This is a genomic window from Gammaproteobacteria bacterium, from assembly GCA_033344735.1.
Classification (GTDB): Bacteria; Pseudomonadota; Gammaproteobacteria; order UBA4575; family UBA4575; genus UBA1858.
In genome coordinates, this window is record JAWPMW010000001.1 from 1,463,402 (window position 1) to 1,485,155 (window position 21,754).

Annotated in this window: 25 protein-coding genes; 15 read left to right on the plus strand and 10 right to left on the minus strand. The window is 36.7% G+C overall.

All coding sequences use genetic code 11. From position 1 onward, the window contains the following. Positions 1–48: 48 nt before the first annotated feature. On the plus strand, positions 49–810 hold the full coding sequence (locus R8G33_07555; protein ID MDW3095510.1) for a peptidase: 762 nt from the start codon (positions 49–51) through the stop codon (positions 808–810). Here R8G33_07555 and R8G33_07560 read toward each other — a convergent pair. From R8G33_07560 to R8G33_07590, 7 genes are all read right to left on the minus strand, one after another. After that, complete coding sequence (locus R8G33_07560; protein MDW3095511.1) at positions 737–1,774, minus strand: putative zinc-binding metallopeptidase; 1,038 nt, start codon at positions 1,772–1,774, stop codon at positions 737–739. The genes R8G33_07555 and R8G33_07560 overlap by 74 nt on opposite strands. Positions 1,775–1,786: 12 nt before the next feature. Beyond that, a complete protein-coding gene (locus R8G33_07565) occupies positions 1,787–2,731 on the minus strand; it encodes an alpha-E domain-containing protein (protein ID MDW3095512.1) in 945 nt (314 codons plus the stop codon). A gap of 1 nt (position 2,732) precedes the next feature. Next, positions 2,733–4,172, minus strand: coding sequence for a circularly permuted type 2 ATP-grasp protein (locus R8G33_07570; GenBank protein MDW3095513.1), 1,440 nt, complete (start codon positions 4,170–4,172; stop codon positions 2,733–2,735). A 186-nt stretch (positions 4,173–4,358) separates the two neighbouring features. Further along, on the minus strand, positions 4,359–4,991 hold the full coding sequence (locus R8G33_07575) for a YchE family NAAT transporter (protein MDW3095514.1): 633 nt from the start codon (positions 4,989–4,991) through the stop codon (positions 4,359–4,361). A gap of 151 nt (positions 4,992–5,142) precedes the next feature. Continuing rightward, positions 5,143–5,865 carry a type 1 glutamine amidotransferase gene (locus R8G33_07580; GenBank protein MDW3095515.1) on the minus strand — a complete coding sequence of 241 codons (723 nt, stop codon included), beginning with the start codon at positions 5,863–5,865 and terminating at the stop codon, positions 5,143–5,145. A gap of 66 nt (positions 5,866–5,931) precedes the next feature. Beyond that, positions 5,932–6,111, minus strand: a complete 180-nt coding sequence (locus R8G33_07585) for a hypothetical protein (GenBank protein MDW3095516.1) — start codon at positions 6,109–6,111, stop codon at positions 5,932–5,934. 458 nt (positions 6,112–6,569) lie between these two features. Further along, on the minus strand, positions 6,570–7,073 hold the full coding sequence (locus R8G33_07590) for a hypothetical protein (protein MDW3095517.1): 504 nt from the start codon (positions 7,071–7,073) through the stop codon (positions 6,570–6,572). Between the two features lie 380 nt (positions 7,074–7,453). Here R8G33_07590 and R8G33_07595 point away from each other — a divergent pair, with 380 nt between their 5' ends. From R8G33_07595 to R8G33_07605, 3 genes are all read left to right on the plus strand, one after another. Further along, positions 7,454–8,941, plus strand: coding sequence for a hypothetical protein (locus tag R8G33_07595; protein ID MDW3095518.1), 1,488 nt, complete (start codon positions 7,454–7,456; stop codon positions 8,939–8,941). Positions 8,942–9,142: 201 nt separating this feature from the next. After that, a complete protein-coding gene (locus R8G33_07600) occupies positions 9,143–9,679 on the plus strand; it encodes a hypothetical protein (GenBank protein ID MDW3095519.1) in 537 nt (178 codons plus the stop codon). 24 nt (positions 9,680–9,703) lie between these two features. Further along, positions 9,704–11,068: an LssY C-terminal domain-containing protein gene (locus R8G33_07605; GenBank protein ID MDW3095520.1), complete on the plus strand. Its 1,365-nt coding sequence runs from the start codon at positions 9,704–9,706 to the stop codon at positions 11,066–11,068. A 377-nt stretch (positions 11,069–11,445) separates the two neighbouring features. Here R8G33_07605 and R8G33_07610 read toward each other — a convergent pair whose 3' ends face one another. Then, entirely contained in the window at positions 11,446–12,348 is a 903-nt protein-coding gene (locus R8G33_07610; protein MDW3095521.1) for a LysR family transcriptional regulator, read from the minus strand. A 156-nt stretch (positions 12,349–12,504) separates the two neighbouring features. On the opposite strand from R8G33_07610, the gene R8G33_07615 reads away from it, so the two are divergent. The 5 genes from R8G33_07615 to R8G33_07635 all read left to right on the plus strand — a co-directional run bounded on the left by R8G33_07615 (position 12,505) and on the right by R8G33_07635 (position 15,626). Continuing rightward, positions 12,505–13,074, plus strand: a complete 570-nt coding sequence (locus tag R8G33_07615) for an NAD(P)H-dependent oxidoreductase (protein MDW3095522.1) — start codon at positions 12,505–12,507, stop codon at positions 13,072–13,074. 18 nt (positions 13,075–13,092) lie between these two features. Next, positions 13,093–13,770, plus strand: coding sequence for a pirin family protein (locus R8G33_07620; protein ID MDW3095523.1), 678 nt, complete (start codon positions 13,093–13,095; stop codon positions 13,768–13,770). A 259-nt stretch (positions 13,771–14,029) separates the two neighbouring features. Next, a complete protein-coding gene (locus R8G33_07625; GenBank protein ID MDW3095524.1) occupies positions 14,030–14,539 on the plus strand; it encodes a dihydrofolate reductase family protein in 510 nt (169 codons plus the stop codon). A 63-nt stretch (positions 14,540–14,602) separates the two neighbouring features. Further along, on the plus strand, positions 14,603–15,103 hold the full coding sequence (locus R8G33_07630; GenBank protein MDW3095525.1) for a hypothetical protein: 501 nt from the start codon (positions 14,603–14,605) through the stop codon (positions 15,101–15,103). Positions 15,104–15,131: 28 nt separating this feature from the next. Continuing rightward, positions 15,132–15,626 (plus strand): ATP-binding protein, encoded by a 495-nt coding sequence (locus R8G33_07635; protein MDW3095526.1) that lies wholly within the window; start codon positions 15,132–15,134, stop codon positions 15,624–15,626. Between the two features lie 185 nt (positions 15,627–15,811). Here R8G33_07635 and R8G33_07640 read toward each other — a convergent pair whose 3' ends face one another. Continuing rightward, positions 15,812–16,129: a metalloregulator ArsR/SmtB family transcription factor gene (locus R8G33_07640; GenBank protein ID MDW3095527.1), complete on the minus strand. Its 318-nt coding sequence runs from the start codon at positions 16,127–16,129 to the stop codon at positions 15,812–15,814. A gap of 143 nt (positions 16,130–16,272) precedes the next feature. Between R8G33_07640 and R8G33_07645 the strand changes: the two genes are divergently transcribed. Beyond that, positions 16,273–17,604 carry an outer membrane protein transport protein gene (locus R8G33_07645; protein MDW3095528.1) on the plus strand — a complete coding sequence of 444 codons (1,332 nt, stop codon included), beginning with the start codon at positions 16,273–16,275 and terminating at the stop codon, positions 17,602–17,604. Positions 17,605–17,707: 103 nt separating this feature from the next. Here the strand turns inward: R8G33_07645 and R8G33_07650 are convergent, their stop codons facing one another. Continuing rightward, positions 17,708–17,941: an ATP-binding protein gene (locus tag R8G33_07650; GenBank protein ID MDW3095529.1), complete on the minus strand. Its 234-nt coding sequence runs from the start codon at positions 17,939–17,941 to the stop codon at positions 17,708–17,710. 322 nt (positions 17,942–18,263) lie between these two features. Here R8G33_07650 and R8G33_07655 point away from each other — a divergent pair, with 322 nt between their 5' ends. The 5 genes from R8G33_07655 to R8G33_07675 all read left to right on the plus strand — a co-directional run bounded on the left by R8G33_07655 (position 18,264) and on the right by R8G33_07675 (position 21,682). Beyond that, a complete protein-coding gene (locus R8G33_07655; protein ID MDW3095530.1) occupies positions 18,264–18,629 on the plus strand; it encodes an STAS/SEC14 domain-containing protein in 366 nt (121 codons plus the stop codon). 130 nt (positions 18,630–18,759) lie between these two features. After that, entirely contained in the window at positions 18,760–19,284 is a 525-nt protein-coding gene (locus R8G33_07660; GenBank protein MDW3095531.1) for a cytochrome b/b6 domain-containing protein, read from the plus strand. Positions 19,285–19,388: 104 nt separating this feature from the next. Next, complete coding sequence (locus tag R8G33_07665) at positions 19,389–19,568, plus strand: hypothetical protein (GenBank protein ID MDW3095532.1); 180 nt, start codon at positions 19,389–19,391, stop codon at positions 19,566–19,568. Positions 19,569–19,601: 33 nt separating this feature from the next. Next, complete coding sequence (locus tag R8G33_07670; protein MDW3095533.1) at positions 19,602–20,777, plus strand: serine hydrolase; 1,176 nt, start codon at positions 19,602–19,604, stop codon at positions 20,775–20,777. 344 nt (positions 20,778–21,121) lie between these two features. Beyond that, positions 21,122–21,682 carry a hypothetical protein gene (locus R8G33_07675; protein ID MDW3095534.1) on the plus strand — a complete coding sequence of 187 codons (561 nt, stop codon included), beginning with the start codon at positions 21,122–21,124 and terminating at the stop codon, positions 21,680–21,682. The last annotated feature ends 72 nt before the right edge of the window (positions 21,683–21,754 follow it).

The window sequence follows — 21,754 nt, forward strand, 5'->3', positions numbered from 1 at the left end:
TTTGATGTATTTACTTGACGCTAATAATCATTAAGGTATCTTGTATTTATGACTTATTGTGTAGCAATTAAAGTAGATTCTGGCCTTATATTCTGTTCGGATTCAAGAACAAATGCAGGTGTTGACCATGTAAGCACTTATAGCAAAATGCATACATACGGTATTCCAGGTGAACGTCAAATCACTATCATGTCTGCAGGCAATCTTGCGACTACTCAGTCTGTTATTGCACAGATTCAGCGCGGACTCGAGAGTCAGAATGAGCCAAATATTTTAAATTTGCCAACGTTAAGAGATATTGCTGACTATGTGGGCAATATAAATAGCTATGAACAAGACAAACATGAGGTTGATAACGCTCAATTTGAAGCCACATTTATTTTAGGGGGGCAAGTCGGGCTGAATTCAGATCATGAAATTTTTATGGTTTATCCTGAAGGAAATTATATTTCAACATCATCAGGAACACCGTATTTACAAATTGGAGAAAGTAAGTACGGAAAACCAATTTTAGATAGAATTTTAACACCATCAACAAACTTGGCCACATCAGCTGCAGCAGCATTAGTCTCCATGGATTCTACAATGCGTAGTAACTTATCTGTAGGACCGCCAATTGAAGTTTATATTTATAATACCAATACACTTCAACCAGGCGCATATATTAAACTAGAGGAAGATAGCAAATATTTAAGAGAGCTTAAAAAAGAATGGGATGCCAGAATCAAAGAGGCATTTAGTCAGCTCCCACCTGTCGAATGGGCGCATAACTGGGATCAATCACCTGATCAAGAAAACATAATTTCTTAACTACATCTGTGTTTAGAATAAATGGGTAAGCGTCATTTAGACCCATGCTTCGGTTAAGTTCATTCATAACAATAGACAAGCTAGACCAATTATATAATTGAGCATCTATATCGTTATTTTCATCAAAATCTAGTATGTTTAAATTTTTTGCCGACTCTAATGTATCAATCATATGAAGATAATGTGCCCAACATTCTGCCCAGTCCTCTAATGGATGAACCATTGAATACTCACTAATATAATTTTGATTCCAATTTGAATGGGGTTTAGATTGATAATAATGATCTAAGGCTTCTTGATAGTCACGCTCTTCATTACCGAAAATATCCCTAAAAATATTTAGCCATTTAGAATTCCTTATTAATAAATCAAAATAATAATGGCCACTCTCATGTCTTAGATGTCCTAAAGGCGTGCGATATTGTTCGCCTAGTTCACTTTTAGTATTTTCAAGATATATGTCATCAGCTTCTGCTAAATTTATCGTTATTAACCCTTTGTAGTGACCTGTAGTCACAAATTCATTGTCAACATTTGGATTTTGTTGTTGACCCTGAAGAAAATCAAAAGCAAGACCATTTTCACTTTGTGCATAACTAATTACTGGCAGACCTAGTTGCAATAAAGAACGAACTAATCTTCTTTTCGATTTTTCTAACTTTGCCCACTTTTGAATATTATCGATAACATCTAAATTAGGAATTGTTCGGTTAAGTTGACATGAAATACATAAATCGGATTCAGACTCAGAAGGAATTGAAGCATTGCATACATTATATTCTGAATAATTTTTACAAAGCTTGAGTTTTTTATTGGAATCGGTTAGGAAGTAATTGTCATCAAACTTAGTAAGTCTGTTCATTTCATCTGATGTGAAATCATAAGCAATTATTTTATTGCATGACAAGCATACGGTATTCTCAAAATACAGCTGACTACCACATTGACATGCAAATGTTTTCATAAGTTTTGTCTATTATACTAAGAACCATTGTGCATTTATATTATCATCAATTTTGATAAATCTGATTTGCAAATCATCGATAAATTCATGCAGTTTTTTATCGATATTAACTTTGGTTTTAGCTCTAGTTATAGACCTTTTAATTTTCTCGACTTCCATAGCGATATGTATCCCATCAGGCAACTTTTCCAGACATTCTTGAATCTGATTTAGGCAATGCATTACTGCACGAGGAAAATCATTATCTTTTAGTAAATAATTAACAACATCTATGCCATTCACGCGTTCTCTGACATGTTGACGATACATTTGAAATGCGCTTAATGAGATCAAAATATTCATCCATAAAATAGGTTGATATAAATCTGGAATATGAGACTCATCGTCAGTTAATGAGCTATCAGTTAAAAAATTCATACATCCCATATCAATTAGACGTGTACCCATATCTGCGCGTTCTAAATTTCTACCAATACGCATGAAATCATATGCTGCATTATTACTCATTGTTCCAGATAGTAGCCCAACCAGTAATTGACAACCATATATGATTTTCTGAAGTGATTCGTAACGATTTTTTCTGCCAATCCCTCCTGCAATATCCTCAATCGCAATGTGATATGTTTCGTTAATTTTCTCCCAGCATTCTGCAGGCAAAATTTCTCTAGTAGTTCGCGCATTTTCCCTTGCCATTTGCAAACAACATATTATTGATGATGGATTTCGACTATCAGAAATCAAATATTTCATAATAGATCGTTCATCGAAGGTAGAATAAAGCTGTTTATAAAGCTCTTCCGACCCTGTGATATCAATTAATGTCTTCCAGCTAACCCGAGAACCTGTTGGCAGATCAAATAACAAATTCGAATTAACATTAATTATTCTCGATGTATTTTCGGCACGTTCAATATAACGAGCTAACCAGTAAAGCCTATGAGCAACTCTAGATAACATGTCAGGTATCTACAACCCACGTATCTTTGCTGCCACCGCCTTGTGAAGAATTTACTACATATGATCCTTTTTTCATGGCAACTCTGGTCAGCCCACCAGGGGTAACGTAGCTATTATTTGACTGCAATATAAATGGCCTGAGATCTATATGTCGTGGTTTGGCGCCAGAACTTGTAATTACAGGGCATGTTGATAAAGAAATTAGTGGCTGAGCAATATAATTTCTTCCATTCTTTTTGATTAGCTTTTTAAACTTGTTAATCTCTGACTTACTCGCTTGTGGACCAATTAGCATTCCATAACCACCGGATTCATTTGCAGGTTTCACTACGAGATTATGCAAGTTGTTAATTACATAATTGTACTGCTGTCGCTCTGAACACAAATAACTTTCTACATTATCGAGAATAGGATCCTCATCTAAATAATATTTAATCATTTTTGGTACATAGGTGTAGATAACTTTATCATCAGCAACTCCTGCGCCAGGAGCATTTGCTATTGATACATTCCCTTTTCGCCAAGCTCTCATTAGTCCCTTGACACCTAATAAAGAGTCTTCATTAAACACTTCGGGATCTAAATATAAGTCATCAACCCTGCGATAAATAACGTCAACTTTTCTTAATCCCGCAACAGTCTTCATATACACTTTATCTTTATCTATAACTAAGTCACTTCCCTCTACTAATTCAGCTCCCATTTGCTGGGCTAAGTATGAATGTTCAAAATAAGCGGAGTTAAATATTCCTGGTGTAAGGACGACTACTTCCGGGTTTTTCTTTTTCATTGGAGCTATAGAGCTTAAAGTATCTAATAACTGGTTTGGATAATCACGGAGATGCTGAACATCATAGGATTCAAATAACTCGGGCAATACTCGCTTGGTAACTCTGCGATTTTCAAGCATATAAGATACGCCTGATGGTATGCGAAGATTATCTTCAAGAACTAGAAATTTCCCTTTAGCATCTCGGATTAGATCTGTTCCACATATATGCGCCCATGTATTAAACGGCAACGAAACACCTTCACACTCTTTCCTATAGCCAGGAGAGCCTAATACAAGTTCTAGGGGTATAACCTTGTCTTTGAATATTTTTTTATCATTATAGACATCATTTATAAATAAATTTAAAGCAGTAAGTCTTTGCACTAAACCCAGGTCAACACGTTGCCATTCTTTATTAGAAATTATTCTGGGGATAATATCTAAAGGCCATTGACGATCAATATTTCCTGAATCACTATAAACTGTAAAAGAAATACCCATTGTCTTTATAGCTGTATCACTTGCCTCAAGTCGTTCTTTAACATCAGACTCAGACAACCTATTTAAATTTTTAAGCAATTTTCGAGAAGGTGCTCGCGCATTTGACGGACTACTAATTGTCTCGTCAAATATATTTTCAAGTGGATACTTGTCCCAGTTAAATTGCATGAAGTTATTAATTAGAATTGCTTATAATTGGTAGCTAAGCATTTATTATACCAATTATAGAGCCATCTATTTTACTAAATTATTGCAAGCACTCGTTAACTAGTACAGTTTCGAGCATTTGAAAGGTGCATTTGTGGAAATATGCACTAGTACAGGTCATATCTGCTTCCGGCGCAAAACAATCAATTATACTAAACCAGGGAAGAGTTCTTTCAAACCATTTGCGATAAATTCAATTGCAATCGCAGCAAGAATTAAACCCATTATACGAGTGATTATATTCATTCCTGTCATACCAAATCGCTTAGATATCCAAGGAGATAGTAAGAACGCAAACCACAAGACTGCTCCCACGGCTAATATTGCAACACCGACTAAACTATAGTGTGCAATATCATTACTTCTATGCCCATAAAGGATCACAGTACTAATAGCTCCTGGCCCAGCCATTAATGGCATAGAAAGTGGAACTACTGCAGCAGATTCTTTTGATTCGCCTTCATGCAATTCCTCTTCAGTCTGAGTAGCACCGCTAGGACGCGCATGCATCATTGCTATGGCCATGAGTAAGATTAAAATTCCTCCACCCACTTTGAATGATGCGATTGTAATTCCAAAAAAATTTAGAATGTATTCACCGGAAAATAGTGACACTAATAGAATGATAGAAACAGTAATTGCAATGACATTTATAAGATGAATTTGTTCTTTCTTACCTGCTCCGTATGTCAATGTTAAAAAAATTGGAATAGCACCAAGTGGATTCACGACCGCGATCAGGCCTATAAACATTTTTATGTATTCATTAAATTCAAGCATTATTAATTTAGCAAGCTGTCATCTGTATTTGAAACATTGGAGTTTAGCACTTATGTGCCTGATTAGAGTTAGAACCAGTCCTTAATATCCGAATCACAAAATCATGTCTTCTTTTGGCTCAAAAACAAATATTCAATCAGCGTCCACGTAGTTATATAGACTGCTTCCAGTTTTCATATAGAAATCTAGAATACAGATTAATTTCATTTAAATGCTTATTTGTCTCATTACGCATTTCTTCGATCGCGTTTTCACCAAACTTTGATTCTAGTGACAATTTTAATTCGGGTATTTCACACCACTCTGTAATTGTAGCTTGGGTAGCTTCGATGTGGAATTGAATACTATATGCATTACTACCAAAAGAAATAGCTTGGCTTTCGCATGCATTTGAAGAAGCAAGAACTTTGGCATTGTTTGGCACTCGCTTTACCTCTGCGCTATGCCATTGTAAACATTTGAATGTATTTGGTAGTCCATTTAAAAAAGAGCTTTCCAATCCTGTTGGAGTTTTATGTATATCAAAAATACCAATTTCTGATTGTTCGGCTTTCCCCACTTCTCCACCCAAAGCGTCCGATAACAACTGATGGCCCAGACAAAATCCTAAGTAGGGCATACTGCGATCTAATACGGCCTCCCGAATTGCCGCCTTTTCTTGCTGGAGCCAGGGATACTTTGCCTCTTCCCAAACATCCATCGGTCCACCCATCACCCACAATGCATCAAATCCCTCTAAGCTAGGAATCTGTTCACCCTCATTTAATACAATTGGGCACCATTCAATATTATCTTTTTGAAAATATTTACGAAAGCTTCCGGGGTGTTCAGCAGTAGCATGCTGAAATACTAGTATTCGAGATAGTTTTTTCAAGATAAATTAATTCGGATTCTTTTTAGTCATGTAAAATATCGTTGTTAGCAAACGGCGCAAAAGCAGTCATTCATCACGAATCACCTTTTTTGCTAATGGGTATGCAGCTATTGCAAGTAAGCCCCACGCTAAACCCAAATATTTCATGACAGTTTCTGTCAAGGGCAGACTTAACGATATTAACAAAACAACTACAACAAACAGAATGCCAAAGCTAATTATTAATGATCCTAATATATATTTCATATATCAACTCTAAATTCAATGTTAGCAAAAAAAGTTTTTGTCGGGTATCGGCGCAAAAGCGGTCTTCATTTATTTGGTTGAAAATTAGCAATAAAGCGCTCTGACTCCTTTAGCTTTCATCTTTAGAAAAAAGAAAAAATAGAGCCACACCAAACCATACCATCAATATTAAGATGAAATATCCTGGATTTTCTTGAAAACATGGCGTCTGATCATATGCTATACCTGGCAGAGACAAGCAAAAATCACCTGTTCTGTAGTATGAAGTTGTTAAAATTAACATGCAAAGACCCGCCATAAATACAAACCAGAATACATTACTAGATTTAAACCTCATGTTTTTTAAATTTATTCATAATATGACGCCTTTCGGCGCAAAAGCAGTCATTCGATAGTTATGCTAACAGGCGCACGCGTATCGCACGTCCCGTTTGAATGACTTGTTATACAACACAATGTCATTTGTTATCGTAGTTATAAGTGCATGCTTCATGCATTAGTTTAAGAGCGTCTCCGAGTCCAGTTACGTCATAGCTATATTCCTGTATTCCATTTCTATCTCTAAATTTTAAATTAATTGATTTTCCTTCAATCATTTCTTTAACTAGCCAACTAGGGCTGCCTGTAATTAACCTATCTTTGGTATGAAACCACTCCAAACTAAATGGCGAATTAGAGTCTACTTGTACCTTTATATGAACAGCTTGTGGATCGTCGGTTTGAAAACCACCTGTTCTCAGCAAGGACATATCGTAATTACTTCCTTTGTTTGGGAGAAAACAAGAAAGGTCAAATTGAGGTTTTTCTGAGGCCTCTTTTGTTGGATTAACGAATGTAAGAGCAGCTTTTTGTTTGTAGTCCAACATAACTATCCAATTACCTACCGACGTAAATATTTGACCTTCTTTAGGCTTGATATTTGAATCTGCATGAGAGATTAACGCATAAGCACACAAAGTCATGAGCATACTTATGTAAACGTAGTATTTTATTTTCACTGCATATCCATTTGTTGCATAACAGTTTCTAAGCAGAGTAGTTTTGTTTTACAAACCAATATAATAAATTTCTATCGCGGTTCCGCAAGTTATTGATAACTGTAACAGTTATAGAATGGTGATGAAATATTGAAATAAGAAAATGCGGACTGATTTATCGTTATTTGTTTAATGTCCGCTTTGGGTCGTTAGCAGACATTAAAATCTATTGTAAATCAGTATATTTGATTTTGCTAATATATAGTATGTTCTAATGACCGCTTTCGACCCAAAGCGGACATTTAGTAAGTAAGCTCTTCTTAGGTATAATGTTAAAAATAAAGCAAGGTATTGGGGTTTGATTCATGAAGATTTTGATACAAATTTTAGTTTTATTTATAGCTCATTTATCAGTAACTATTCATGCTGATGATAATTCTTCTGATGAAGAAAATGTAGCCCCAACAAAAATCAGCCGCGTTGCACTTCCTGTGATGATAAGCACGGCTGGTAAAAAGTATCACCGCCAGGATCTTATACGCTTATGTGAACCTTGTGAGAAATATATAGATATATATACATATACTCGAAAAACATTGGTAGAAATTGACGAGGAAATAAGGCAACAGAAATTAACTTTAAAGAGGACTAATAGAAAACTCTCAGATAATCGTGATAAAGATGGCACAGACGAATATCAGTTGATACTTAATCAGCGTTTCAAGGAAAATCAGGGATTAAAAAATCTGATTTTGCAAAGAGAAGAAGTAATGTCCACGCTAACAAAAAATTATAATAATCTAATTAAATGCATATATGAAAAATGTATGGCAGACGCATTTGATGCTGGTTATAAAGCTTATGAAGATTCATTTCTGGTAGATGTAAGTCTTGATAAAGATGAGGTTACAAATTACTTTGATACTAATTTTGAAGTAGATGATTTCACCTATAGCCCTATATCTAAAGTTTATTTGTTGACGATCACAAAATGCAAAGAATGCAAGCATAAATCAAACGAAATTAATCAGTGGATCTTAGATAATTACGATGAAAATTTACAACTTCCAGAAAATTTAAAGGGCGATAATGCTAGTAGTGAAGAAAAGGAGCTCTTTAGAAATAAAGTAAGGAAATTTATTCGTATTATAGACGAAATGAGAGCTGAACTTCGACAATGTGAAAAGCAGTGCATCAAAAAAGATAAATCACATGGGTCGATATTGCCTGAAAAAAGAAAGACCCGTTATTACGCAGCAGCAGGAGTATCACATGTCAAGTCTGAAGATTTAAGAGAAAGTATCAATTCAGGTAAAGAGATTTTTGCTGCAAATGGCATTGATGGTAATTTCAATTCTGACTCTCACGATTTCGGATATAAGCTAATTCTTGGTGCTGAAATTCCATTACAATCAGGATCATTAATCGATGTTAGTGTTTTCTTTCAAGATGGGGTAGAAATCAGAGGTGATGTAAGTGGCACAGCCGCAACACTTGGTGGCCCTTTCACATTTGACTCAACTGGCAAGCAAGAGATCAAGGTTTATGGTGTTAATTTAAGTTACCTACATAGACTCACAGAAAATTTTTACTTTGGAGGCGGGCTAGGCTATCACCTGTTTGATATCGTAGACGAGTCAAATGTTATTACAACTTTAAATGGTGTAACTACTAGCTCGGTTGCGTCACGTACTAGTGAACATGAAAATGTAGTAAGCGCAATCATAAAAGCTCGATACAAGATCGGAAAATATTTAATTTTTGGCATTGATGCATCTCGCACCTTAGATAAAGTTGGTTTTAACGAAGAGCATGTCACATCAGTCGATAGCTATGTAGGCGTTCGTTTCTAATATATATTCACTAGTAAAATTTAGTCCTACTAATGACCGCTTTTGCGCCGAAAGCAGACGTGATTTTACGATTTAGCTTTTAATGACTGTTTCCGACCCTAAGCAGACATTATAGTGAACATAAACTTCATGCATATTGTTTGTAAGATATATAGTATTTCTACGCACAATAGGAATTTACCTGCTTAACACTCTGAATAAATGAAATACTTAATCCTAATTATATTTTTTTCATATCTGTCATTAACAGCCTCAATATCTGGTGATTCGAGTAGGATTATTGGCTCATCGGAGAATGACACCATTATTGGTACTACGAGGTCAGATCAGATCTATGGGGGAATGGGTGATGATTCTATAAATGGCGGCTTTGGTGATGACATCCTTTATGGAGGTCCTGGTGCTGATACATTCGTTAAGAACCTATCTCATAGGGACATAGATATAATTATGGACTATAGTATCGATGAAAATGACTCAATAGTTTTAAGTGTCAAAGATTTTAATCTAAATAAAAAAGATAAATTAGATTTTGTTAAAGATATTGAGTTGGATATACATGGAAATTTGAATGTGCTGCTAGAGGATAATAACTGGCATACACATTTAAAAATTTATAGTAATTCGCCAACAAAACCAAATATAAAAATGGCAACAGATCTTGATTATTCTAAGGTTGATCTACGAATAAACCATGAGCATGAAGCAATAAGAATAAAACTAATAAAGTCTTTTTAATTTAACATTTAATGCTAATTAATTATGAAAGATGACCTTGCTCATAAAGAGAGAGTTAGATTTTTCATTCATATAACCTTCATATTCTTTGTAAGTGCTTGTGCTAATCAGCCAGCGATGGAACTTATAGAGGACAAGCCATTGCCAATCAATTTAACAAGGAATCAGCAGCAATCTCAAGATGATGTCACTGTTCATTTGGCAATACCAACAGCAATACAAACGGAAGTATATTTTAATACGCAACTTGATAAATTTAATATTCAACCGATCTGGTTAAAAATAGAAAATATGAGTAATGTTGATTACTGGTTGCTTCCATATGCAATTGATCAATCATATTATACTGCTGATGAAGTAGCTTTCATCACTAGCAAGCATTTAGAAAAGCATGAATTTGAACAGAGACGAAAATTTCTAAGAAATAATGCTATGCCGTTTTTCCAAAAAGCTAACTCTACTAATGAAGGATATATTTATACAACGCATAAACGAGGTGGGCGTTTTGTAGACGTACATTTAACTGGTCATAATCAAGCAACCCGCCTAAGATTTGCTGTTTTACTACCTACTCAGCGTTTTGATTATGAGTATTCAGATCTGAGAGAGAGATACTCTAAGCTAGATCAACTGCCAAACTTTACAGCTGAAGAAATGCGCACCTATCTGCGTGAAACACTTCCTTGTTGTACGTCTAATGATTCAGGATCAGGAGAAGGTGATCCTATAAATTTTATTTTGATTGGTTCTGGCGAGCTTGCAGTATCCGCGCTGTCCGCTAGTGGTTGGCAATTTACTGAGACTGTAACTATAGATAGTATACGTAGAATGATAGGCGCTGCAATTGAAGAAAAATCATTTCCTTCTGCACCAATAAGTGCACTATATGCTCTTGGTCGAAAGCAAGACGTAGCACTGCAGCGAGGCCGGTCAAGCATAAACCAACGTAATCACATGAGACTATGGTTGGCACCCTTTCGTTGTGAGGACAAACCAGTCTGGCTGGGTCAGATTAGTCGAGATATAGGCGTCAAGTTAACTACTAAGTCCAAAACATTAACGACGCATATAATCGATTCAAATGTCGATGAAGCAAGAGAGTATCTTTTGCATAGTCTTCTACATAGTGAGTCTGTTGAGAAGTTTTCATTTGTTAAAGGAGTTGGGAGGGCAACTCAAGATAAGCCTAAAAGAAATCTAACTGATGACCCTTATATAACTGACGGAATGAGAATGATAGTATGGTTATCATCAAAACCAATTCCACCTCATCATGCTAAAAACTTGGGTTGGAATGCATCTGCAGATCCCACTCTTGAATTAATAAACCAATCAAAATTAGAGAATCTAGGTGAGACTTCTTTAGTCAAACCATTATTGGAGCCTTAAAAAATATACTTATAATATACCGTATACTTATGACCGCTTTTGCGCCGAAAGCTGACATTCATCTATTCGATAGAAGTCCCCTCTACCAAACTCACGTTCATTTGAAGTGTTATCAGTAAGAAATTCATATAAAAATATCCAAAAGGCTGTACTTCATTGGATGTCTTTAAACTTTGTTGGACATTATTTGATGGTGGAGGCGGTAGCTACTTTAATGGCTATCTAAGTATCTATATATATTGAAAAAACACATATTACTTAAAATTTTGTGCTTTAAAAATGACCTTAATCTACCTGGCTGTAGTTAGATTATTCTAAACTTCTTTGGACGTTAGTACATTCATGAAGCTTTTTTTGCTCATTATGCTACGTAAGTATTAAGCAAATGCCTCAACCAAAAAATCTACAAAGGCACGTACTTTCGCGGTGAGGTATTGTCGATGCGGGTAGATTGCATAGACATCATGTGTTATTTCATCGTAATCATCTAATATCACATTCAAATCGCCGTTATCGACTTCTTTTTTACAGGTAAACAATGGTAACCGAGTGATACCAATTCCGTTAACAACCATTGCTACTTCAATGATCGAGCTGTTACACATTGCGCGTGGATCAACGGTTACATTTGTACGTACTCCGTCTTTATAAAAATCCCACTGCGTTGGCATTGGTAATAAAGAATAGGCAACACAATCATGATGCACTAAATCTTCAGCTTTTGTTGGACAGCCTTTACGTTTTAGATAATCAGGTGATGCCACGACTACATTTTTGGATGATGTAAATTTACGTGCCACCAGATTGCTATCTTTAATCGCATCAACACGGATTACGATGTCATAACCTTCTGCTACCACATCAATAAGTCGATCATTAAACTCCACTTCTAGTTTCACTTCCGGATAGCGATGCATAAATTGCGGCAAAACATCGAGCAAGTAATTTGTACCGAAACTTCCTGGAGCATTAATGCGTAGCAAACCGCTTGGCTTTTCTTGTAATTGGTTAATGGAACGCTCGGCGTTTTCTGCGTCATTCACGATCTGATTTGAGCGTTCGTAAAATGCCCGACCCGTATCAGTAAGGCTGATCGTACGTGTAGTGCGATTGAGCAAGCGGCTGCCCAGGCGCTTTTCGAGTCGCGTGATTTCTTTACTGATGTATGAGGTGGAATGTCCTAAGGCACGTGCCGCAGCCGTAAAAGAGCCGGCATTAATCACCCCGACAAATACAGCCATTCCATCTAATACATTAGTTTTAACGACTTTCTGTGCCATTTTCCGCTCTATTACTATTCATCTGGAAATAATGTATTTCTATTTACCATATTTATCCACATATGTGAACAATATATCATTTTTTCAAGTGATCAATTTAACCGGCATGAGCCAGATGTACTGGCTAAAACAAGCCAAGAATTCGGAGACAGCAACATGAAGATACTCGCATTCGCAGCAACCAGTAGCACAAAGTCCATCAATAACCATCTGGTTCAATACGCTGCCAGTCTGCTTGCCAAAAATGATCAAGATGCAAAAACCGAGATTCTCGACATCAATGATTATGAGTTGCCTTTATTCAGTGAAGACAGAGAAGAACAACTCGGTCAGCCCGAATTGGCAAAGAAATTTCTAGACAAGATTGGAAACAGTGATGTCGTGATGATCTCTTTTGCCGAACACAATGGTTCATATTCCGTGGCTTATAAAAATATCTTTGACTGGGCATCTCGCATCAATCCAAAAGTATTTCAAAACAAGCCAATGGTTTTACTCGCAACTTCACCTGGCCGAGGTGGCGGCAACAATGTTTTAACCGCTGCAACAACATCCGCCTCACACTTTGATGGTGTGGTAAAAGCCAGCCTTGCCGTACCCAGTTTCTATGACAATTTTGATATGGAACAGGGTCGAATCACGAATAATGAAATTAATAGTCAACTACTTACTGCTGTGAATAGTTTGTTTGAGGCCTCTCATTCAGCAACCAAGCAAGTTGCTTAAAAATTTTTGGAGAATGTTATGGAAATTTTAAAAAGAGACAGTTTGCACGAAGGAGGATTCGCAGGGTTAAAAGAGCATCGTCTGATCAAGGACCCAGGAATTTTTGGCACACAGGGAAACGAAGACGGTAGCTGGCCAGGCTTGGAAAGTTTTGTTTATCTTGCTGATGCTCGTTTCATGCCACATGGTGAAACGCATATGCACAGCCATCATGAAATAGATGTCATCTCTTTAATGGTTGACGGAAATATTAAGCATGAAGGTTCTTTGGAGCACGGAAAAGACTTGTCTCGTAACGATGTGCAAGTGCAACGCGCAGGCGGAGAAGGTTTCTCACATAATGAAATTAATCCAGATAATAGTTGGAATCGGCTAATACAACTGTGGGCATTGCCTGAAGTTGCTGGCCAACCTGCTGGCTATAAAGTTTATCAACCAGCTGCTGGAGAACTTACGCGCATCTACGGTGGTGAAAAAAATAGTGGCAGTGATTTTGCATCAAAGACAAAAATTGATGTTGGCTTGCTGAGTAACGGCCAACAAATAAAAGTGGATGGTGCATTTGTATTGTACATCACACGAGGAAAAGGAACGGCAAATAATGAACAAGTACAAGATGGTGATTTAATTCGAGGTAGCTCGCTAACGTTTAAAGCAAGTGAAGATGTGCAGTTAATCGTTATTAACGCAGGATAAAATATAATGAGACCAACTAACCAACATGCAATGGCAATTTTTACGTTCATAATATTATTACCATTGGTTTATTACATTCCGCCATGGATAACTCACAATTTCACAGATAACCATTTTTTCGTGACTGTAATTTCACTCACGATCATCGTGCCGATCATTTCTTATGTTGCGATGCCGCTTTTTAAAATATCATTAATAATATTGCAAGAAAAATAATTTATAAACTTAAATTTATAACGTTTATCTTTAGGAGAACTATATGAAAACAACTCTTTTTCTATCCGTTTCAATTGATGGAATGATTGCTGACAAGCAAGGTATTCCAATGTTTCCTCAAGGTGCTTGGGAAGATTGGTGTTCACTGGTCAATGACACAGGTAATGTGATTGCGGGTCGCAGTTCTTTTGAGCAGGTAAATAACCCGGAAATGGGTGCAGCGTTACATCCGCAATATAAAATTGTACTTTCCTCTAAAGATCTAGATTTGTCAGGTACTGATTGGCAGCAAGCTAAATCTCCAATAGAAGCCTTAAAAATTCTGGAAGAAGCAAAAGTTGATGAAGCAATTATTGGAGGAGGCCGTGCAGTCGCACATGCGTTTATGCGTGAAGGTTTGGTTGATGAAATCGTGATAGATTTACATCCGGTTGCGTTTGGTGAGGGTGTACCTATGTTTGGCGATGCAATCGATGCCCCTAAGTTAAAACTTATAGAGTCTAAATCCATTAGTGAAAATGCACTTCGGCTGCGTTACGAGATTATTGGCTAGGCGCTTACCAATTAACATCAACTAACGGCCCAAAAGCGGACATTATATTTTTCTGATTAAATTATGACGACACCAATAATCATCCTGATTTTACTAACATCACCACTTTTTATAGCTTTCATAATTACGAAACTTACTAAGACTAGATTAAATATTAAAAAATATGCGTGTTGGGGATTAGGTATAGCATTTGTATTTTTCTCGGTAGGTCATTTTGTAAAAACAGATGGGATGATTGAAATGCTACCACCCTTATTGCCTTATAGGCTTTTCATAATTTATTTAACCGGGGTTATAGAAGTTTTTATTGGTATCGCTCTATTTATACCAAAGTTTCAGATCAATGCAGCTAAAATGGCAATTGTTGTATTCGTAGTATTCTTTTCAGCTAATATCTATGCTGCTCTAAATGCTACAGGCCTCGGTGGACACCTATGGGGGCCTATTTATTTACTAATCCGTTTGCCTTTGCAACTTATCTTAATCGCATGGGCTTATTTTTTATGCATAAAAAGCCATATCAAATTAAGCCAGCAGAACGACACAAGCGAGTCCTCTACTTAAGGCGTTATACATAAAAAAGAGACCGAAGATGAAAACAGGGGAGTTAATATTTTTTTGCGGAAAAATGGGTGCAGGAAAATCCACAGAATCGATGGTGATTGCTCAAGTAAAAAATGCTGTATTACTTTCAGAGGATGAATGGCTGGAGTCACTGTACCCCAATAAAGTACGATCATTGGACGACTATATTAATTACTCAAGTTTAATTAAGCCTCAAATTAAAAAGCTAGTTCAATCTATATTGAAAACCGGAACAGATGTGGTCATGGACTTCCCTGCAAATACAATCACACAAAGAGAATGGTTCAAGGGCATTTTCTCTGAAATAGATGCAGCTCATACAATAGTATATATAGATGTACCAAATACAGTCTGCTTAGAACGAATTACCAAGAGAAGGGCAGAACAGCCTGAAAGGGCAGCTACTGATACAGTTGAAATCTTTGAAGCTGTAACAAAGTACTTCGTTGCCCCTGAGGAACATGAAGGTTTTAACATAAGAAGTGTTACGCAAAATGTATAAAAAGGCCATGAAAATCACGCACTATGTGAGCTGGACTCGAAATAAGCTGCTAGCCTTTTATGGCAGCGTTAAATGACCGCTTTTGCGCCGAAAGAAAATATGAATTTATAATTTATCTTTTAATGAGTTGATCAGACCTTTAGCGCACATTCAAAATCAGCTGACTTTGTATATACAAAGTTATTTTATTTGCAATATAAATTACGAAGAGTATGGATTATTTCTGATAAGTTTTTGTCGGAAAGCTTATAGTAAATTGTTTGCGATTTTCTGCGAGTAGATACCAAGTTGTTCTTCCGTAATATTGCAAGGTGTTGAGACAGTGCAGATTGACTCAGGCTAATTTGCTCATTTATCTCACCAACAGGCATCTCTTTTTTTTCTAATAAACATAAAATCATTAACCTAGACTCATGTGCAATGAGTCTAAGCAGTTGAGCTAGCTCTTCTCGCTGCTCAAACATCTCCTCATAAAGATTTTCCTTATTTTTTTGTGTATCCATAATTAAATTATAAAATTCTAAATTAATAATATATTAGACACAGCTAATTTAGATTGTACTAATTTAGTGCATTCTGATATAACTCCAAATGAAATATATTCCTAATTGAATATGGGAACACAATCCCATAAGGAGAAGCTGCCTTGAAACACACTACCCACTGTATTGCATTGCTTGCATTTTGTCTTTTCTTTTTAACTCCATCTTTTGCCACTAATGGCTATTTTTCACACGGAACGGGTATTAAGAACAAAGCAATGGCAGGTGCAGGAGTAGCGTTGCCACAAGATGCCCTGGCCGGCGCAACAAATCCCGCAGGCATGGCATTTGTAGGGAATCGTTTTGATGTCGGAGCTACAATATTTGTTCCAGATCGCGATTATTCATCCTCGAGTAGTATTGCTAATGGAGGAGGTGGAGCATTTACTGTTGGGCCTAATTCTGAAACTAGTGGTGATAATTGGTTTCTAATTCCTAGTTTTGGTATTAACAAAGAAATTTCGGATCGCACCGCTATTGGTTTGTCGCTTTATGGGAATGGTGGTTTGAATACTACCTATGATGGAGGTACAGCGGCATTTGCAGCTATGCCAAATGTTCCAGGAACGTTTGGAGCCGGTACAGCAGGCGTTGATTTATTTCAAATCTTCTTGAATTTATCCATTGCGCATAAATTTAGTGAAAATGTGTCTGTAGGAATCAGCCCGCTTTTTGTTGTGCAAGGATTCAGAGCCAATGGTCTGGAAAATTTTGGTGGCTTTACAAAAACATTCGTCGAAAGTGGTACTCCTGCAGATAATTTAACAAGCAATGGTCAAGACTATTCATTTGGTGGTGGAGTTCAAGTCGGTGCATTAATAAAAAATATTGCTGACGTAGTAGATTTTGGAATTTCATACCGCACTAAGATATACATGGATGAATTCGATGAATATTCAGATTTGTTTGCTGAAGATGGAGACTTTGATGTCCCGCCAACATTTTGGGCTGGCTTTGCTTATCACCCTACCAGTAACCTCACCCTATTATTTGATTTTCAACGCATCTGGTATGAGGACGTAGACGCAGTCAGTAATGATATTCAAAATTTATTTTCATGCAGTCCAACGAATGTTGAAAACTGTCTAGGTGGAGATAATGGAGGTGGCTTTGGCTGGAGGGATATTAATATCTTGAAATTTGGTTTGCAGTGGGAGCAGTCAAAGCAAAATATATTCAGACTAGGTTACAGTCATTCTGATCAGCCTATTGCCAGCGATCAAGTGTTATTTAATATTCTTGCTCCTGGCGTAATAGAAGATCATATATCTGCAGGATATACACGCGTACTTGATGATAAAAGTGAGATCAGCTTTTTACTTATGCATGCACTTAAAGAATCAGTAGAAGGTGCTAATGCGTTTGATCCTACTCAGACGATTGAACTAGAAATGCAACAATTTGAAATGGGTGTTAGTTGGTCTAGAAAATTCTAAGTATGGAAAAGTATTTTGTAGATTATTATTGCTCATTTTTTGGCGGATATAACAATGAGTTATGAACAATTTTTTTCAATAATTATAGTTTGCTAAATGTATTTCACAAGCCAACCAACTCTGCGTGAACATTTTGCTTGGTGACCACATCAAGTAACTGCTTAGATGTAACTTCATCAGGATCATACTCGATCATCATTAAATGAGGTTTCTCATCATGATATGCCGCTGCATCTACACCATCATGCTCTAAAAGCAAATCACGTAAAAATTCACGCTGCTCATGATTAGTTTCAGGATCTATGTGAATTAAAACATCAACCATTTTTGTTTCCATAATTTCACCTACTAAAAAACGACTTTTGTCCCAGTATATTCACAGCTAATCAAACGTATACTGATACAGATCAAATAAAATTCAATCAGAAGAAGGATTACTTTTTAGACCAAAGCAATCATGATTTTTCGTTTCGACTATGAAAGACTGGTTCCAACCCTAGCAGACATTAAGCCAGTTTTTAAAACAGACCCTGTATTTATATTAGCTAGAAAAAAATAAAACTATTGCTTTAGATCAATAAATTAATTGATAGATGCAATATACTTAATTTAACCTGAGAATTTGATGTTTTCATACGCGCTGAGGAAAGTTTAAGCGAATGTTTAAAGTAACTAAAAATGGTCTCAATCGAATTGATATAGAATTTAGTGGAAAACTCAATAGTGATGATATGAAAGTCGCACTTGATGATTTACTAAATAGTTCCAAAGATATCGAGAATGGAAGAATGTTATATCGCTTAAGTGACTTTAATATACCTACACTAGGTGCGCTTGGTGTTGAACTATCACGAATTCCTGAATTATTCAGATTTGTGAAAAAATTTGATCGTATAGCTGTAATAGTCGATAAGGAATGGGTAAAAAAAGCTACTGAGCTAGAAGGTGCAATTATCCCGGGACTCAAGATAAAAGCATTTGATCTGGATGAGCAAACAGAAGCTGAGAAGTGGCTTGTTAGATAGTGCTTCTATATTAGCGAGAGTATGCGAACAAACAGATTAATCCCTGCTTCAATTCAATCTTAAGTAACTATGTAGTTATTTAAGCTATATTTCACCCATTATTAATCAAAATAACTTACATATTCAATCTATGCGCAACATTGTTTATAAAATACGAACCTATCATGCCACTCTTGCTTGCATTTCAACTTTAGCCTACATCACTGGTGAAGTAGGAATTATTCATAACTATTTGGGTTACGCTGTCTCATTAATAATCATATTTCGAGCATTGTGGGCATTAAGCGGGCATAGACAACTAGGATTAATGCGTTTCTATCCTGATTTTGAAGGCCTTAAATTGACAAATATGTTTACTCATCCTTCTATTACACGGTCATTATTACTAGGGATTGCCGTATCCATAATACTTACTGCCTCTACTGGGATACTGATGGACCAAGGTGAATCCTTAGGCTTAAGCACTGTATCAATTATTGATAATGCATATGCTAATGGTGATGATCATGACAATGAAATTTTAGAGGAAGTACATGAATTTTTTGCTAATTTGGCGATTATATTTGTAGCCGGACATATTGGATATTTAATATTATTTAAATTCCCATTGGCAAAATTTATGCTGTTCATGCCATGGAAAAAATTTCTCAAATAAAACAACTTACTATATCCTTCGACTTTTTAATAATGTGAATGACCTCTTTTGCACCAATAACCGACAAAACCTTATTTGGCTAACATTAAATTTAGAGTTGATATATGAAATATATATTAGGAGCATTAATAATTAGCTTTGGCATTCTGTTTGTTGTAGTTGTTTTGTTAATATCGTTAAGTCTGCCCTTGACAGAAACCGTTATGAAATATTTGGGTTTAGCGTGGGGCTTACTTGCAATAGCTGCATATCCATTAGCAAAAAAGGTGATTCGTGATGAATGACTGCTATTGCGCTGGAATATGACTTGTATTGATATGAAATCTAAATGCAAAGTTTTACTCTTAACTCTCTTCTTAAGTTTTGTAGTCAATGCAGATGCCCCTTACATCGATCCTACTGAGGACCATAAGCACTTTGGCTCACCTAATAATGTCCTTTTCTGGACGCCTGAAGAACAAGTTGCAGGATTCCGTAACTCCGATAAGCTATTTTGGACTAGAAAAATCAATGCAGGAGATACAGTACGTTCACTACCTTATGCAAAGATCGATCTGAGCAATGTTGAAGTAAAAATCGACGGTGCTTCTATGACCGTCAATGAGTATTTCTCAAGGCAGAGTGTTGCCGGCCTGCTAGTTATCAAGGACGGCAAAATTCTTTATGAGCGATATGGCTTAGGCAACACTGAAAACAGCAAGTGGATTTCTTTTTCTGTTGCCAAGTCCGTGGTTTCAATGTTAATTGGTGCAGCTATTCAGGATGGCTATATCAATAGTGTTCACGAGAAAGTGACAAGTTACCTGCCGCGCTTGAAAGGTTCACCATACAGCCAGTCATCGATAGCTAATCTTTTGCAGATGACTTCAGGCGTACAATGGAATGAAGACTATGCTGACCCGCAATCTGATGTCGCCATAGCCTCTTGGAAAGACGATGATCTATACAAGTTCTTACGACGCAAAGCGCGCAATGCCAATCCGGGTGAAAGATTTAACTACAATACAGCAGAGACAAATCTTGCTGGGATACTACTTCGTTCTGCTATTGGCAATAATCTAGCAAACTATCTTTCGGAAAAGATTTGGCAACCCTTTGGAATGGAGTCTGATGGTTCGTGGAATCTTACTGAAAATGGTGGTGGTGAATTTGGTGGCTGCTGTATCAACGCGACGTTGCGAGATTATGGCCGCATCGGTTTGTTTGCATTATCCGACGGCCGTCTTGCAGATGGAACAAATGTGTTGCCACCAGGATGGATGAAAAAATCGACCGCCCCATCGAGAGGTTACAGAGGTTATGGCTATTTCTGGTGGTTGATGGAAAAAGGTGCTTTCAGAGCTACTGGTATCTTTGGTCAAGGCATTTACATTAACCGCAAGGAAAATGTTGTGATCGCACATCATAGTGCACGGCCCATCGCCTACGATCAAATTGATTCAGCATGGGAGCAGGCACTATACAGAGCGATAACAAACACAATCAGGGATTAAATGTCTGTAATTGAACCGTAAGCGGACATAATACCTAGTGTAGATCACTTATGACTGATGCCGATAATTACTCCCAGTATTTTGACAACAGAATTATGCTTAAAGATTGGCTGCAAGAAGAATAGTTAATTCGTGAATATCTCTTCCTAGCAGAGGTTATCACCAGCGGTACTTTTATATAGCTTATGAATTCTCGCTCTAGCTATTTATTACCCTTTTATCTACAAGGAGATAAGAGGACTATCCTTTTATTAGTATATAAGTAATAACTAATATAATTAATAATTTCTGTAGAAATTTTAAACAATTATTATTTAACCTTACTATATTAAAGGAAACTTAAAATGCTTAAGCAAACAACTCTTACGCTTATCAGCCTTGTATTGCTGATCACAAGTACTATCTCATTCGCTGATGATACTGCACCAGCCGAAACTTATGCCCATAGCCATGCCCAGGCGACTGTGCCTAATTTTTTCGATCCTAATGCATGGTTCGGAAGTTTTGGTGCTGCTCCTGCATATCCTTCAAGCAAGTTATCATTTAACGCGGCGCACCCGAGTTCTTGGATGAAGTTTATTGATCCAAAAACCCACAATATGATGCATATGCAATTTGCTAACCCAGCAACTTATATGCAATTCATGCAACCGCAGTTTTGGATGGAATTCATGAAGCCACAAAATATGATGGCATGGATGGACATGAATCAATACGCTGTCATGATGAATCCACAAACTATGACTTACTGGATGAACCCGACTTCCTACCAGCATGCGTTCGATCCAAAGATGTATGCTGCGACAATGAATCCAGCTAACTACATGGCTTATATGAATCCGTCAATGTATATGGGTTGGGCTGGCATGCAGTACCCTAGCAAGCAAGTCGCGGCCACTGAATAGAGAAGTAAAATTCTAGATGTTGTAAAAAAAGCCGCGGCAAATGTCGTGGCTTTTTTTTAAATCTATAACATT